13 protein-coding genes and 1 pseudogene are annotated in these 12694 nt (G+C 59.7%); 2 read left to right on the top strand and 12 right to left on the bottom strand.

Annotated features, from left to right (window positions below; all coding sequences use genetic code 11):
- Window positions 1–8: 8 nt before the first annotated feature.
- Together FW800_RS06725 and ccoG are read right to left on the bottom strand one after the other, a co-directional pair.
- The gene (locus FW800_RS06725) at window positions 9–548 is read right to left on the bottom strand and encodes a FixH family protein (RefSeq protein ID WP_032879960.1); all 540 of its coding nucleotides are present in this window, start codon (window positions 546–548) and stop codon (window positions 9–11) included.
- A gap of 15 nt (window positions 549–563) precedes the next feature.
- Complete coding sequence (gene ccoG / locus FW800_RS06720) at window positions 564–1979, bottom strand: cytochrome c oxidase accessory protein CcoG (protein WP_032879961.1); 1416 nt, start codon at window positions 1977–1979, stop codon at window positions 564–566.
- Between the two features lie 566 nt (window positions 1980–2545).
- Between ccoG and FW800_RS06715 the strand changes: the two genes are divergently transcribed.
- Entirely contained in the window at window positions 2546–3043 is a 498-nt protein-coding gene (locus FW800_RS06715; protein ID WP_446437252.1) for a hypothetical protein, read from the top strand.
- Window positions 3044–3138: 95 nt separating this feature from the next.
- On the opposite strand, the pseudogene FW800_RS06710 reads toward FW800_RS06715, so the two are convergent.
- From FW800_RS06710 to ccoN (FW800_RS06670), 9 genes and pseudogenes are all read right to left on the bottom strand, one after another.
- Window positions 3139–3252: pseudogene (locus FW800_RS06710) on the bottom strand (VapC toxin family PIN domain ribonuclease); the annotation flags it as partial.
- Between the two features lie 65 nt (window positions 3253–3317).
- Window positions 3318–4295 carry a cytochrome-c oxidase, cbb3-type subunit III gene (ccoP, locus tag FW800_RS06705; RefSeq protein ID WP_446437251.1) on the bottom strand — a complete coding sequence of 326 codons (978 nt, stop codon included), beginning with the start codon at window positions 4293–4295 and terminating at the stop codon, window positions 3318–3320.
- Entirely contained in the window at window positions 4292–4477 is a 186-nt protein-coding gene (locus FW800_RS06700; RefSeq protein ID WP_005790274.1) for a CcoQ/FixQ family Cbb3-type cytochrome c oxidase assembly chaperone, read from the bottom strand. The genes ccoP (FW800_RS06705) and FW800_RS06700 overlap by 4 nt, the downstream gene beginning before the upstream one ends.
- A 5-nt stretch (window positions 4478–4482) precedes the next feature.
- Complete coding sequence (ccoO, locus tag FW800_RS06695; protein ID WP_003193167.1) at window positions 4483–5091, bottom strand: cytochrome-c oxidase, cbb3-type subunit II; 609 nt, start codon at window positions 5089–5091, stop codon at window positions 4483–4485.
- Window positions 5091–6533, bottom strand: coding sequence for a cytochrome-c oxidase, cbb3-type subunit I (gene ccoN / locus FW800_RS06690; RefSeq protein ID WP_446437250.1), 1443 nt, complete (start codon window positions 6531–6533; stop codon window positions 5091–5093). The genes ccoO (FW800_RS06695) and ccoN (FW800_RS06690) overlap by 1 nt, the downstream gene beginning before the upstream one ends.
- A 417-nt stretch (window positions 6534–6950) precedes the next feature.
- On the bottom strand, window positions 6951–7898 hold the full coding sequence (gene ccoP, locus FW800_RS06685; RefSeq protein ID WP_005790271.1) for a cytochrome-c oxidase, cbb3-type subunit III: 948 nt from the start codon (window positions 7896–7898) through the stop codon (window positions 6951–6953).
- Window positions 7895–8095 carry a CcoQ/FixQ family Cbb3-type cytochrome c oxidase assembly chaperone gene (locus FW800_RS06680; protein WP_032879966.1) on the bottom strand — a complete coding sequence of 67 codons (201 nt, stop codon included), beginning with the start codon at window positions 8093–8095 and terminating at the stop codon, window positions 7895–7897. Before FW800_RS06680 ends, ccoP (FW800_RS06685) begins: the two co-directional genes overlap by 4 nt.
- A 3-nt stretch (window positions 8096–8098) precedes the next feature.
- Window positions 8099–8707, bottom strand: coding sequence for a cytochrome-c oxidase, cbb3-type subunit II (gene ccoO / locus FW800_RS06675; protein ID WP_446437249.1), 609 nt, complete (start codon window positions 8705–8707; stop codon window positions 8099–8101).
- Between the two features lie 10 nt (window positions 8708–8717).
- The gene (ccoN, locus tag FW800_RS06670; RefSeq protein ID WP_005790268.1) at window positions 8718–10142 is read right to left on the bottom strand and encodes a cytochrome-c oxidase, cbb3-type subunit I; all 1425 of its coding nucleotides are present in this window, start codon (window positions 10140–10142) and stop codon (window positions 8718–8720) included.
- Window positions 10143–10221: 79 nt separating this feature from the next.
- On the opposite strand from ccoN (FW800_RS06670), the gene FW800_RS06665 reads away from it, so the two are divergent.
- Window positions 10222–10914: an alpha/beta family hydrolase gene (locus tag FW800_RS06665; RefSeq protein ID WP_248131086.1), complete on the top strand. Its 693-nt coding sequence runs from the start codon at window positions 10222–10224 to the stop codon at window positions 10912–10914.
- 102 nt (window positions 10915–11016) lie between these two features.
- Here the strand turns inward: FW800_RS06665 and FW800_RS06660 are convergent, their stop codons facing one another.
- The gene (locus tag FW800_RS06660; RefSeq protein ID WP_032879969.1) at window positions 11017–12582 is read right to left on the bottom strand and encodes a methyl-accepting chemotaxis protein; all 1566 of its coding nucleotides are present in this window, start codon (window positions 12580–12582) and stop codon (window positions 11017–11019) included.
- Window positions 12583–12694 lie beyond the last annotated feature (112 nt).

Raw genomic sequence — 12694 nt, 5'->3', positions numbered from 1 at the left:
GGGCGCTGCTATTTTTTCAGGTCTTCGGCACCCTGCAATGGTTCGTCACCCAACAGCAAGTCTTTGTCGTGGCTGACCTCTTCTTCCTCGAACATCCTCCAGGTGTTGCTGCCTTCCACGCCAAGCAGTTCCACGAAACGCCGGCCTTCGACCTTGTCGGTGACCTGGCCGATGTAGCGGCCCTGCTCGCTATCACTGCGGGCCAGGACGATCTTGCGATCCTTCTCCGGCTGGGTCGGGGAAATCAGGTTCAGTTCCAGGGTTGCAGGGCCGCTGTTGCCGGTCAGGTGCAACTCGACTTCGCCGGTCAGTTCATCCAGGTGCAACTTGGCACGCAGTTGCAGCGTCTGGGCCAGGCGTTCACGGTCCAGGGAGCGGTTGATGCCTTTGCCGGCCTCGTAGTAATTGTCGTTGACCAGGTTGTCCGGGTTGTTGACCGCGATGGTCACCATGGACAGGGTCAGCGTCACCGAGCAGGCCAGGATCGCGATGATGATCCATGGCCAGAGGTGCTTGTACCAAGGGCTTGCAGCAGTGGTTGCGGGCATTCTTGTGTTCCCTGTTTAACGAACTTGTGGGCCGATGAATCGGCTCTTGGCTTCAATATGAACGCTGGTGTCATCGGCATCTTTGAGGATGAAAGTCACCTCGTTGGTGCTCGACGGCAGTTGCTCCGGCGCACTCGACAACTCCACCGGCATACTGACGATATCGCCGGCGGCCACCTTGATTTCGCGTCGCCCCTGCAACTTGAGGTCCGGCAGGCCGGCGGCGTCGAGCACGTAGGTGTGGTCGTGCTGGTCCTTGTTCATGATCTTCAGGCTGTAGACGTTTTCGATTCGCCCTTCGGCGTTTTCCCGGTACAGCACGCGGTCCTTGCTGACATCGAAACCCACCAGCGAGCGCATGAAGAATGCGCCGACCAGCAAGCCGATCATGGTCAGCAGCACCAGCGCATAGCCGATCAGCCGTGGGCGTAACTTATGGGTCTTCTGACCGGACAGATTGTGCTCGGTGGTATAGCTGATCAGGCCGCGTGGGTAGTCCATCTTGTCCATGATGTTATCGCAGGCATCGATACAGGCGGCGCAGCCGATGCACTCGATTTGCAGGCCGTCGCGGATATCGATGCCGGTCGGGCACACCTGCACGCACATGGTGCAATCGATGCAGTCTCCCAGGCCCTGGGCCTTGTAGTCGACGCCCTTTTTACGCGGGCCGCGCACTTCGCCACGGCGCGGGTCATAGGAAACGATCAGGGTGTCTTTGTCGAACATTACGCTCTGGAAGCGCGCGTAAGGGCACATGTAGATACACACCTGCTCGCGCAGCCAGCCGGCGTTGCCGTAGGTGGCGAGGGTGAAGAAGCCGACCCAGAAATACGACCAGCCGTCGGCCTGGCCGGTGAAGAAATCGAACACCAGCTCGCGGATCGGCGAAAAGTAGCCGACGAAGGTCATGCCGGTGGCGAAACCGATCAACAGCCACAGCGTGTGTTTGCTGAACTTGCGCAGGAACTTGTTGGCGCCCATGGGCGCCTTGTCCAGCTTGATGCGCTGGTTGCGGTCGCCTTCGGTGACCTTTTCGCACCACATGAAGATCCACGTCCACACGCTTTGCGGGCAGGTATAGCCGCACCACACCCGTCCGGCGTACACGGTGATAAAGAACAGGCCAAAGGCCGCAACAATGAGAATGCCCGAGAGCAGGATGAAATCCTGGGGCCAGAAGGTGGCGCCAAAAATGAAGAACTTACGCTCCGGCAGGTTCCACCACACCGCCTGGTGGCCGCCCCAGTTCAGCCACACGGTGCCGAAGTAAAGCAGGAACAGGCCGGCGCCACCGAGCATGCGCAAATTGCGGAACAGGCCGGTGAAGGCACGGGTATAGATTTTCTCTCGCGAGGCGTAGAGGTCGACGCTATTGCTCGCGTTTTTGGCAGGCGGGGTAACGTCATGTACCGGTATCTGGTTGCTCATCATTGCATCCCACGGCGGTGGAGATTTGCCTCGGCCAGTACGTGCCAGCCAGGGTCAAATGGGGGTGTTGCAGTGGCCTAATGATACGCCCCCGATGTTGTGCAAAGGGTGCGACCTTTGGTCGCGTTGGGAGAAATCAAATGATGGTGTACGTGACCTGGATCAATTGACTTGTGAAGTATGGACGGTTTTGGTGGGTGTGCCGGTCATTCGTCCTTCGGGTCAATCAGTGGCGCGCCGCTGGGCCAGAAGTCGCTGATGTGGCGTGAGCAGGGTGAGTCACGGAAAAGCGCAGATTCAAGTTGGGCAATATTTTTATATTGCCGTGTCAGTCTGGCTCGGCTGTTTTATAGCCATGGCATAAGCTGTAAATATATAGGCAAGCATCAAGTGCGATTGGTTGTTTACTACTTGCTGCGCATGAAGTTTTCACTGGTGGCTAGTCGCCAAGTATGTATACATGCATTTACATGTTTTTGCTCTGCGGATTGAACTGTTTGGTAAGTGGTATTCACTAATGGGTGTGTGGTTTTTTTGCTGGTCTTATCTATTTTTCGAGGTGTTAGATGATAAGTGATAATGTTTTTAATGCTTCAGATTTCGAGGTTTTTAATCTGCGCTCTATCTTGGGGCTGCCACCTTCAGATCATGCTGTACCCGCGAGCGCGATGACGTTGCGTAGTTTTGCCGTTCAACCATCCTTTTCTGGCAATCGAGTGCCTGATGACTCGAAGGTGATAGAGGGCGAGGTGGTGGAACGACTGCTGCAAAACTTCAACGTGTTTGAAGATCCAGGTTCTCCAGGACGCATTACGGTTGGGAGTTTGGTTGAAGTGCTTTGCGGGTTTAAGCCTGAGGTGTCGGAAAGGAACGTCGAGTTGGTTAAGATGATTTTTCTAATGCCCGGACTTTTGAATAAGCTTTGTAGTGCCCATGGTGTTGATAAAGTAGGTGCTCCCTCATCGGATGGCAGTATTGATAAGTTTGATTTGGAACGGCTGGATAATTTTCATGCGCCGTTGCGTAATCGCCGACGGGAATTTAATAAGATGTTTAAGTATTAATCTCAGCGACCAGAGCGAATGATCTGTTGCAGTTGGGGGACTTTGTCTGGATCAATTGAATTGTGAAGTACGGACGGTTTTTGCTCGCAAGACGGTCATTCGCCCCATGGATTGATCAGCGCAACGCCGCTGGACTTGAAGTCGCTGACGTTGCGTGTGACCACGGTAAGCCCATGAACCAGAGCGGTTGCGGCAATCGACGAGTCACTCGCAAGCCAGAAACAAAATAGCCCCGCCAGTTTTCGCTGGGCGGGGCTTTTTTGTGTGCGAGGATTTATTGCTCTTCTGGGTTCTTATCCCCATGGGACAGGCTGTACACATACGCCGCCAGCAAGTGCACTTTGTCATTGCCTTGCAGCAACTCCTGCGCTGGCATCTGACCTTGGCGGCCATAACGAATGGTCTGTTGCAATTGCGCGAAGCTTGAGCCGTAGATGAATGCGCCCGGGTGCGTCAGGTCGGGGGCGCCCATGGCTGGCGTGCCTTTACCGGCCGGGCCGTGGCACGCCACGCAGTTGGCGGCGAAGAGTTTCTCGCCGTTGGCTACATCTGCCTTGGCGCCTTCGGGCAGCTTGCGGCCATCGAGGTTGGTCACCACAAAGCCTGCTACGTCAGCCACGCCTTGCTCGCCGATGACTTCGGCCCAGCCTGGCATCACTGCGTGGCGGCCTTTCATGATGGTCTCCTTGATGGTGTTGGGTTCTCCGCCCCAGCGCCAGTCAGCGTCGGTCAGGTTAGGGAAACCGTAGGCGCCCTTGGCGTCGGAGCCGTGGCACACCGAGCAGTTGGAGGCAAACAGGCGGCCGCCCATCTTCAGGGCTTGCGGGTCCTTGGCCACCTCTTCAATGGGCATCGATGCGAATTTGGCGAAGATCGGCCCGAACTTGGCTTCCGATCTGGCCATTTCCTTTTCCCATTCATGCACGCCGGTCCAGCCGGTCTGGCCGTTGGCAAAGGCGGTTTGCTTGTCGTTGTCCAGGTAGTTATAGCCCGGCAGCAGGCCCTTCCAGTTACCCAGGCCGGGGTAGAGCACCAGGTAGCCGAGGGCGAAGACGATGGTGCCGACAAACAGCATGAACCACCATTTGGGCAGTGGGTTGTCGTACTCCTCGATGCCATCGAACGAGTGGCCGACGGTCTCGTCCGTCTGCTCGGTGCGCTGGCCCTTGCGGGTCGACAGCAGCAGCCAGGTCAGGGCGAAGATGGTACCCAGACTGAGGACTGTGACGTACAGACTCCAGAACGTAGTCATTCTTTGTTACTCCTAGAAGCTTGCTCGACGTGCTTGATGGCTTCGGGATCATCTGCAAAGGGCAGCATGGTCGCGTCGTCAAACTCCGACTTGCGCCGCGGGCTGAACACCCACAGCGCCAGGCCGACAAAGGCCACCATCACCACAACGGTGCCCAGGCCACGAATCATCCCGATATCCATGTAGGTCACCGTTTGCTTTTGATGATGGTGCCAAGGCCCTGCAGGTAGGCCACCAGTGCGTCCATTTCGGTCTTGCCCTTCACAGCGGCCGCTGCACCGGCGATGTCTTCGTCGGTGTAGGGCACGCCCAGGGTGCGCAAGACTTCCATCTTCTTCGCGGTGTCCTTGCCGTCGAGCTTGTTTTCCACGAGGAACGGGTACGCCGGCATTTTCGACTCCGGCACCACGTTGCGCGGGTTGTACAAGTGCGCACGCTGCCAGTCATCGGAGTAACGCCCGCCCACACGGGCAAGGTCTGGGCCGGTGCGCTTGGAACCCCACAGGAACGGGTGGTCCCACACGCTTTCACCGGCGACCGAATAGTGGCCGTAGCGTTCGGTTTCGGCGCGGAACGGGCGGATCATCTGCGAATGGCAGCCCACGCAACCGTTGGCGATGTAGACGTCGCGGCCTTCCAGTTCAAGGGCGGTACGCGGCTTCATGCCTTCGACCGGCTTGTTGGTCACGTCCTGGAAAAACAGCGGCACGATCTGGGTCAGGCCGCCGATACTCACGGCAATGACCATGAAGAAGGCCAGCAGGCCGATATTCTTCTCGACTACTTCATGCTTCATCAGTGGGCTCCCACAACGGCGATCTTGGCGGCGGCTTCGGCTTCTACAGGGTCAGAGGCACGTACGGTGCGCCAGACGTTGTAGGCCATCAACAACATGCCGCTGGCAAAGAATGCGCCGCCCAGGGCACGCACGATAAAGCCCGGGTGGCTGGCTTGCAGCGCTTCGACGAAGGAGTAGGTGAGGGTGCCGTCATCATTGATCGCACGCCACATCAGGCCCTGGGTGATGCCGTTGACCCACATCGAAGCGATGTAGAGCACGGTGCCGATGGTCGCCAGCCAGAAGTGCGCATTGATCAGCCCGACGCTGTGCATCTGAGTGCGGCCGAACAGTTTGGGGATCATGTGGTACAGCGCGCCGATGGAGATCATCGCTACCCAGCCCAGTGCGCCGGCATGTACGTGGCCGATGGTCCAGTCGGTGTAGTGGGACAGCGAGTTGACGGTCTTGATCGCCATCATCGGCCCTTCAAAGGTCGACATGCCGTAGAACGCCAGCGACACCACCAGAAAGCGCAGGATCGGGTCGGTGCGCAGCTTATGCCAGGCGCCCGACAGGGTCATCATGCCGTTGATCATGCCGCCCCAGCTTGGTGCCAGCAGGATGATCGACATCGCCATGCCCAGGGACTGTGCCCAATCCGGCAAGGCGGTGTAGTGCAGGTGGTGGGGGCCGGCCCAGATGTACAGGGTGATCAGCGCCCAGAAGTGCACGATGGACAGGCGATAGGAGTAGATCGGGCGCTCGGCCTGCTTGGGCACGAAGTAATACATCATCCCCAGGAAGCCGGTGGTGAGGAAAAAGCCTACGGCGTTGTGGCCGTACCACCATTGAATCATCGCGTCCGTCGCGCCAGAGTAGGCCGAGTAGGACTTGAACAGGCTGACCGGCAAGGATGCGTGGTTGACGATGTGCAGCATCGCCGTGACCAGGATGAACGCCCCGTAGAACCAGTTGCCCACATAAATGTGCTTGGTCTTGCGCTTGACGATGGTGCCGAAGAACACCACCGCGTAGGTCACCCAGACGATGGCGAGCAGAATCGCGATCGGCCATTCCAGCTCGGCGTATTCCTTGGTGGTGGTGTAGCCCAGCGGCAGGCTGATGATGGCGCCGACGATAACCGCCTGCCAGCCCCAGAAAGTGAACGCGGCCAGGCTATCCGAGATCAATCGCGTCTGGCAGGTGCGTTGCACCACGTAGTAGGAGGTGGCAAACAGTGCACAGCCACCGAAGGCGAAGATCACCAGGTTGGTGTGCAGCGGGCGCAAACGACCGAAGGTCGTCCAGGGCAGGTCGAAATTCAATTGCGGCCAGACCAGTTGCGAGGCGATGAACACCCCGAGCCCCATGCCAAGGATCCCCCAGACCACCGTCATGATGGCGAACTGGCGGACTACCTTATAGTTATAAGCAGTCGGACTGATTGCTGTGCTCATTCTAAGGTTCCACGGTTTAGGTTTTTTTATAGGTAAAATCGGTCGCAAGTATGTAGAAAGCGAGGGGCCATTGCAACGCAATGGCTGACCTGTATCAATGCGTTCCACGCCAGATTCTGCGCCCTTTCCATGTTTGGCGTAAGGATTAAATCCGAAATAGAAAGCTGATCAAGTGGACAGGAATTTTAGGGGGCGCAACGGATACCGTCGCCTACGCCAGAATTGCTCCACTGTGGGAACAAGCGTAGACCCGAATGGGAGGGGGGGAAAGTTGGGTGTTGCGAGGGTGCGACACTTGGTCGCGACTTATGCCTGTGGCGAGGGAGCTTGCTCCCGCTGGGCTTCGCAGCGGCCCCAAAATCTTGGGAGCGCTTCGCACTCCAGCGGGAGCAAGCTCCCTCGCCACAGGTAGAGCTTTTACTGCGGTTGGCTGTCTGGCGTTGCACCATCAGCATTATGGGACAGGCTATACACGTACGCCGCCAGCAGATGCACCTTGTCATTACCCTGCAGCACTTCCTGGGCCGGCATCTGGCCCTGGCGACCATGGCGGATGGTCTGCTGCAGCTGCGCCAGGCTGGTGCCGTAGATAAACCCGCTTGGTTCGGTCAGGTTCGGCGCGCCCATGGCTTCCACGCCGTGGCCTTGTGGGCCATGGCAAGCCACGCAGGTGGTGCTGAATGCGGCTTGGCCTGCGGCCAGGTCAGCGGTGTTGTCCGCCGGCAAGGGCAGCTTGGCCAGGTCGTGGCGCACATAGGCGGCGACGTTTTTCACCCCGTCCTCGCCCAGCACTTCACCCCAGGCCGGCATGGCCGCGTGGCGACCGGCCATGATGGTAGCCTTGATCGCTTCGGCCGAACCACCCCAGCGCCAGTTGCTGTCTGCCAGGTTCGGGAAGCCATAGGCGCCCTTGGCATCCGAGCCGTGGCACACTGCGCAGTTGGAGGCGAACAGGCGACCGCCCATCTTCAACGCTTGTGGGTCCTTGGCGACTTCTTCCACGGGCATCGCCGCGAACTTGGCGAAGATCGGCCCGAACCTGGCGTCGGCCTTGGCCATTTCCTTGTCCCATTCCTTGGTCTGGGTCCAGCCATCTTCATAGCCCGGCAGCACGCCTTTCCAGTTGCCCAGGCCCGGGTAGAGAATCAGGTAGCCGACGGCAAATACCAGCGTGCCGGCGAACAGCATGAACCACCACTGGGGCAGCGGGTTGTCGTACTCCTCGATACCGTCGAAGGCGTGGCCCATGGTCTGGTCGACGCTGCCCTTGGTTTCGCCCTTGCGGGTGCCGACCAACAGCCAGGTCAGGCCGATCAGGCTGCCGAGGGTCAATACGCAGATCCATGTACTCCAAAAAGTAGTCATGGCCGAGTGCTCCTTGTTACTGGCTCTGCTTGAGCGTCGGTTGGGGAGGGTTCATCGGCAAACGGCAGCATGGTCGCATCGTCAAACTCCGACTTGCGCCGTGGGCTGAACACCCACAGCGACAGGCCGATAAAGGCGATGGCGACCACCAGCGTGCCGAGGCCGCGGATGGTGCCTGCATCGAATTCAAATCCCATGGCTCACCTCTTGCTCTTGATGGCAGTGCCGAGCACTTGCAAGTAGGAAACCAGCGCGTCCATCTCGGTCTTGCCCTTGAGGCTGGCGACCGCGCCGTTGATGTCGTCGTCGGTGTACGGCACGCCGAGGGTGCGCATCACTTTCAATTTGGTCTCGGTGTGGCTGCTGTCCACGGCGGCGGTGACCAACCACGGATAGGCCGGCATTTTCGACTCCGGCACCACGTTGCGCGGGTTGTACAAATGCGCGCGGTGCCAGTCGTCCGAGTAGCGCGCGCCGACGCGGGCCAGGTCCGGCCCGGTGCGCTTGGAGCCCCACAGAAACGGGTGGTCCCACACGCTTTCGCCGGCCACCGAGTAGTGACCGTAGCGCTCGGTCTCGGCGCGGAACGGGCGGATCATCTGCGAGTGGCACTGCACGCAGCCTTCGCGGATGTAGATGTCGCGGCCCTCCAGCTGCAGCGCGGTGTAGGGCTTCATGCCTTCCACCGGCTTGTTGGTCACGTCCTGGAATAACAGCGGGACGATCTGGGTCAGGCCGCCGATGCTCACGGCGAGCACCATCAGCAGCATCAGCAGGCCGACGTTTTTTTCAATCGTTTCGTGTTTCATCATCGAGTCCTCAGGCCATCTGCGCTGCGGCGCTGATTTCAGCTGGCTGCGCCGAACGCACGGTGCGCCACGTGTTGTAAGCCATCAGCAACATGCCGGTGAGGAAGATCGCACCGCCCACCAGCCGCACGATGAAGCCAGGGTGGCTGGCCACCAGGGTTTCGACGAAGGAGTAGGTCAAGGTGCCGTCTTCGTTGACCGCACGCCACATCAGGCCCTGGGCGATGCCGTTGACCCACATCGAGGCGATGTAGAGCACGGTGCCGATGGTGGCCAGCCAGAAGTGCGCGTTGATCAGGCCGAGGCTGTACATCTGCTCGCGACCGAAGACTTTCGGGATCATGTGGTACAGCGCGCCGATGGAGATCATCGCCACCCAGCCCAGCGCCCCGGCGTGTACGTGGCCGATGGTCCAGTCGGTGTAGTGGGAGAGAGCGTTGACGGTCTTGATCGCCATCATCGGACCTTCGAATGTCGACATGCCGTAGAAGGCCAGGGACACAACGAGGAAGCGCAGGATCGGGTCGCTGCGCAACTTATGCCAGGCACCCGAGAGGGTCATCATGCCGTTGATCATGCCGCCCCAGCTTGGCGCCAGCAGCACCAGTGACATCACCATGCCCAGGGACTGCGCCCAGTCCGGCAAGGCGGTGTAGTGCAAGTGGTGAGGGCCGGCCCAGATGTACAGGGTGATCAGCGCCCAGAAGTGCACGATCGACAAGCGATAGGAATACACCGGACGCTCGGCCTGCTTGGGTACGAAGTAGTACATCATCCCCAGGAAGCCTGCGGTGAGGAAAAAGCCTACCGCGTTATGCCCATACCACCACTGCACCATGGCATCCGTCGCACCGCCGTACAGCGAGTAGGACTTGGTCAGGCTGACCGGGATTTCCAGGTTATTGACGATATGCAGGATGGCCACGGTGATGATGAACGCACCGAAGAACCAGTTACCGACGTAGATGTGCTTGGTCTTGCGCTTCATGATCGTGCCGAAGAACACGATGGCATAGGCGACCCAGACGATGGTGATCAGGATATCGATCGGCCATTCCAGCTCGGCGTATTCCTTGGAACTGGTGTAGCCCAGCGGCAGGCTGATTGCGGCCAGCAAAATCACCAGCTGCCAGCCCCAGAAGCAGAACGCGGCCACTTTTGGCGCGAACAGCTGAGTCTGGCAGGTACGTTGTACCGAGTAGAAGGAGCTGGCGAACAGCGCGCAGCCACCGAAGGCGAAAATCACCGCATTGGTGTGCAACGGGCGCAGGCGGCCGAAGCTGGTCCAGGGTAAATCGAAGTTGAGCGCAGGCCAAACCAATTGGGCGGCGAGAAAAACCCCGAGCCCCATGCCGACGATGCCCCACACCACCGTCATAATGGCGAATTGGCGGACCACCTTGTAGTTATAGGCGGTACTTAAAGTAGTGTTCATGGTTCCCCATCCACGGTTCAACCCAAGCAAGTGCGGCACTTGGGCTGGAGTTATAGGCAGACTAAAAAGCGAGGCAAGCATGGGCAAAGAGCACAAGGCCAGTATTGACGGGGATCAATGGGCGCAGTGTGTGCGCGAACGCGGCTGGCTGTGGGATGTCGCCACGGGCACGGCTTCGGGCGAGCCGGTCACGCTGATCCTGGCCCACGGCGCCGGGGCACCGATGGACTCGGCGTTCATGAACGACATGGCGGCACGCCTTGCCGGGCATGGCGTGAGCGTGGTGCGCTTCGAGTTCCCGTACATGGCCCAGCGCCGTATGGATGGCGGCAAGCGCCCGCCGAATCCGGCGCCGAAACTGCTGGAGTGCTGGCGCGAGGTGTATGGCGAGGTGCGACGTCATGTCGCTGGGAAACTGGCTGTTGGCGGCAAGTCCATGGGTGGGCGGATGGCCAGTTTACTGGCCGATGAACTGGGCGCCGATGGGTTGGTGTGCCTGGGCTATCCGTTCTATGCGGTGGGCAAGCCAGAGAAACCCCGGGTGGAGCACTTGGCTGCGCTTACGACGCCAACGTTAATTGTGCAGGGCGAGCGTGATGCCTTGGGCAATCGGGCAGCGGTGCAGGATTATGAGTTGTCAGAGAGTATTGAAGTGATGTGGTTGGTGGCGGGCGATCATGACTTGAAGCCGTTGAAGGCTTCGGGGTTCAGCCATGAGCAGCACTTGGAGGCGGCGGCGGTGCAGGTGGCTGAGTTTCTCAGGGCCTGTTAGGGCCCTATCGGGGGCAAGCCAGCTCCCACATTGGACTGGGTTCACCTATTTCTATCGGTGAATACCGTCCAGTGTGGGAGCTGGCTTGCCTGCGATAGCGGTTTATCGGTTAAAACGCTCCACCAGCGAGTACTGGGTATTGGCGGTATGCGTCAACTCCTCACTCAACTGCGCCGAGTTCATCGCCTGCTCTGAAGTCTGATCCGCCAACAGTGCGATGGTGCTGATATTGCGGCTGATCTCCTCGGCCACGGCGCTTTGCTCTTCGGTAGCAGCGGCAATCTGGGTGGTCATGTCGGTGATATTGGCCACCGCCTCACTGATGCCCACCAACGCCTGATCCGCTTCCATCACCCGCGCTACACCCTCTTCAGCCTGGCGATGCCCGGCGTCCATGGTTTGCACAGCCGCAGCCGCCGTGTGTTGCAGCTTGGCGATCAGGGTATGGATCTGCCCGGTGGATTCGGCCGTACGCTGCGCCAGTTGGCGCACTTCATCGGCGACCACCGCAAATCCACGGCCCATCTCACCGGCACGCGCGGCTTCGATAGCGGCATTGAGCGCCAGCAGGTTGGTCTGGTCGGCGATGCCTTTGATCACATCGACCACACCGCCGATTTCATCGCTGTCCTTGGCCAATTGGGTGACGGTCACGCCCGTCTCGCCCACGGCCACCGACAGTCGCTGGATCGCCTCGCGGGTTTCCCCGGCGATATCGCGGCCGCGACCGGTCAGGCGGTTGGCTTCCTGGGTGGCATCGGCGGTGCGCTGCACATGGCTGGCGACTTCCTGGGTGGTCGCGGCCATCTGGTTGACGGCGGTGGCTACCTGTTCGGTTTCCACGCGCTGACGTTCCAGGCCGCTGGAGCTGCTGTGCGCCAGGGTGTTGGACTGCGCCGCTTGGTCGTTGAGGTGCTCGGCGGTGTCCTGCAGACGGGTCAGGCAGGTCTTCAGGCGCGCTTCCTGGCTGAGGATCGACATTTCCAGTCGGGCCTGGGCGCCACGGCTGTCGGTGTACATCTGCGCGATCAACGGATCGGAGGTGGTCTGCTCGGCCAGGCGCAGCAAGCGCTTGAGGCCGCGCTGCTGCCAGCTCAGGCCCAGCAGGCCCAACGGCACCGACAGCGCTGCCGCCAGGGCAAAGCCCCACTGGGAGGTGAGGGTGGCGCCGATCATGAAGCTCAGTTGGCTGACCAGGATAAACGGCAGCCAGTCCTGTAGCACCGGCAGCCATTTGTCGCGCTGGGGGATGGCCGACTTGCCCTGGTTGATGCGTTGATAGAGCGCCTCGGCTCGGCGGATCTGCTCCGCGGTGGGCTTGATGCGTACCGATTCGTAGCCGATCACCTGGTTGCCGTCGAACACCGGAGTCACATAGGCGTTAACCCAGTAATGGTCACCGGTCTTGCAGCGATTCTTGACAATGCCCATCCATGGCAAGCCTTGTTTGAGCGTGGACCACATGTGCGCGAACACGGCCGAGGGCACATCCGGATGGCGCACCAGGTTGTGTGGGGCACGGATCAGTTCGTCGCGGGTGAACCCACTGATTTCGACAAACGCGTCGTTGCAGTAGGTAATGACACCCTTGGCATCTGTGGTGGAGATCAACCGTTGCTGAGCGGGGAAGGTACGTTCGCGCTGGGTAACGGGTTGGTTATTACGCATGATTGTTCAATCCGCAAGGCTTTCAGGGGGTATCGGCCATGGCGGGCATTTATTTAACTTATTTTTGCAACAATCCTGGGAGCAGTGGGCTGGCTGTGGTGAGGGAGCAAGC

It is taken from the genome of Pseudomonas sp. 910_23 (assembly GCF_052850795.1).
Note: the sequence above shows the minus strand (reverse complement) of the source record. Positions and strands in the feature narration are given on the sequence as shown.

Bases quoted from the DNA above. Each gene is read 5' to 3' on its own strand.
- FW800_RS06725 (WP_032879960.1), bottom strand. From the start codon at position 548: ATGCCCGCAACCACTGCTGCAAGCCCTTGGTACAAGCACCTCTGGCCA.
- ccoG (WP_032879961.1), bottom strand. From the start codon at position 1,979: ATGAGCAACCAGATACCGGTACATGACGTTACCCCGCCTGCCAAAAAC.
- FW800_RS06715 (WP_446437252.1), top strand. From the start codon at position 2,546: ATGATAAGTGATAATGTTTTTAATGCTTCAGATTTCGAGGTTTTTAAT.
- ccoP (WP_446437251.1), bottom strand. From the start codon at position 4,295: ATGACTACGTTCTGGAGTCTGTACGTCACAGTCCTCAGTCTGGGTACC.
- FW800_RS06700 (WP_005790274.1), bottom strand. From the start codon at position 4,477: ATGGATATCGGGATGATTCGTGGCCTGGGCACCGTTGTGGTGATGGTG.
- ccoO (WP_003193167.1), bottom strand. From the start codon at position 5,091: ATGAAGCATGAAGTAGTCGAGAAGAATATCGGCCTGCTGGCCTTCTTC.
- ccoN (WP_446437250.1), bottom strand. From the start codon at position 6,533: ATGAGCACAGCAATCAGTCCGACTGCTTATAACTATAAGGTAGTCCGC.
- ccoP (WP_005790271.1), bottom strand. From the start codon at position 7,898: ATGACTACTTTTTGGAGTACATGGATCTGCGTATTGACCCTCGGCAGC.
- FW800_RS06680 (WP_032879966.1), bottom strand. From the start codon at position 8,095: ATGGGATTTGAATTCGATGCAGGCACCATCCGCGGCCTCGGCACGCTG.
- ccoO (WP_446437249.1), bottom strand. From the start codon at position 8,707: ATGAAACACGAAACGATTGAAAAAAACGTCGGCCTGCTGATGCTGCTG.
- ccoN (WP_005790268.1), bottom strand. From the start codon at position 10,142: ATGAACACTACTTTAAGTACCGCCTATAACTACAAGGTGGTCCGCCAA.
- FW800_RS06665 (WP_248131086.1), top strand. From the start codon at position 10,222: ATGGGCAAAGAGCACAAGGCCAGTATTGACGGGGATCAATGGGCGCAG.
- FW800_RS06660 (WP_032879969.1), bottom strand. From the start codon at position 12,582: ATGCGTAATAACCAACCCGTTACCCAGCGCGAACGTACCTTCCCCGCT.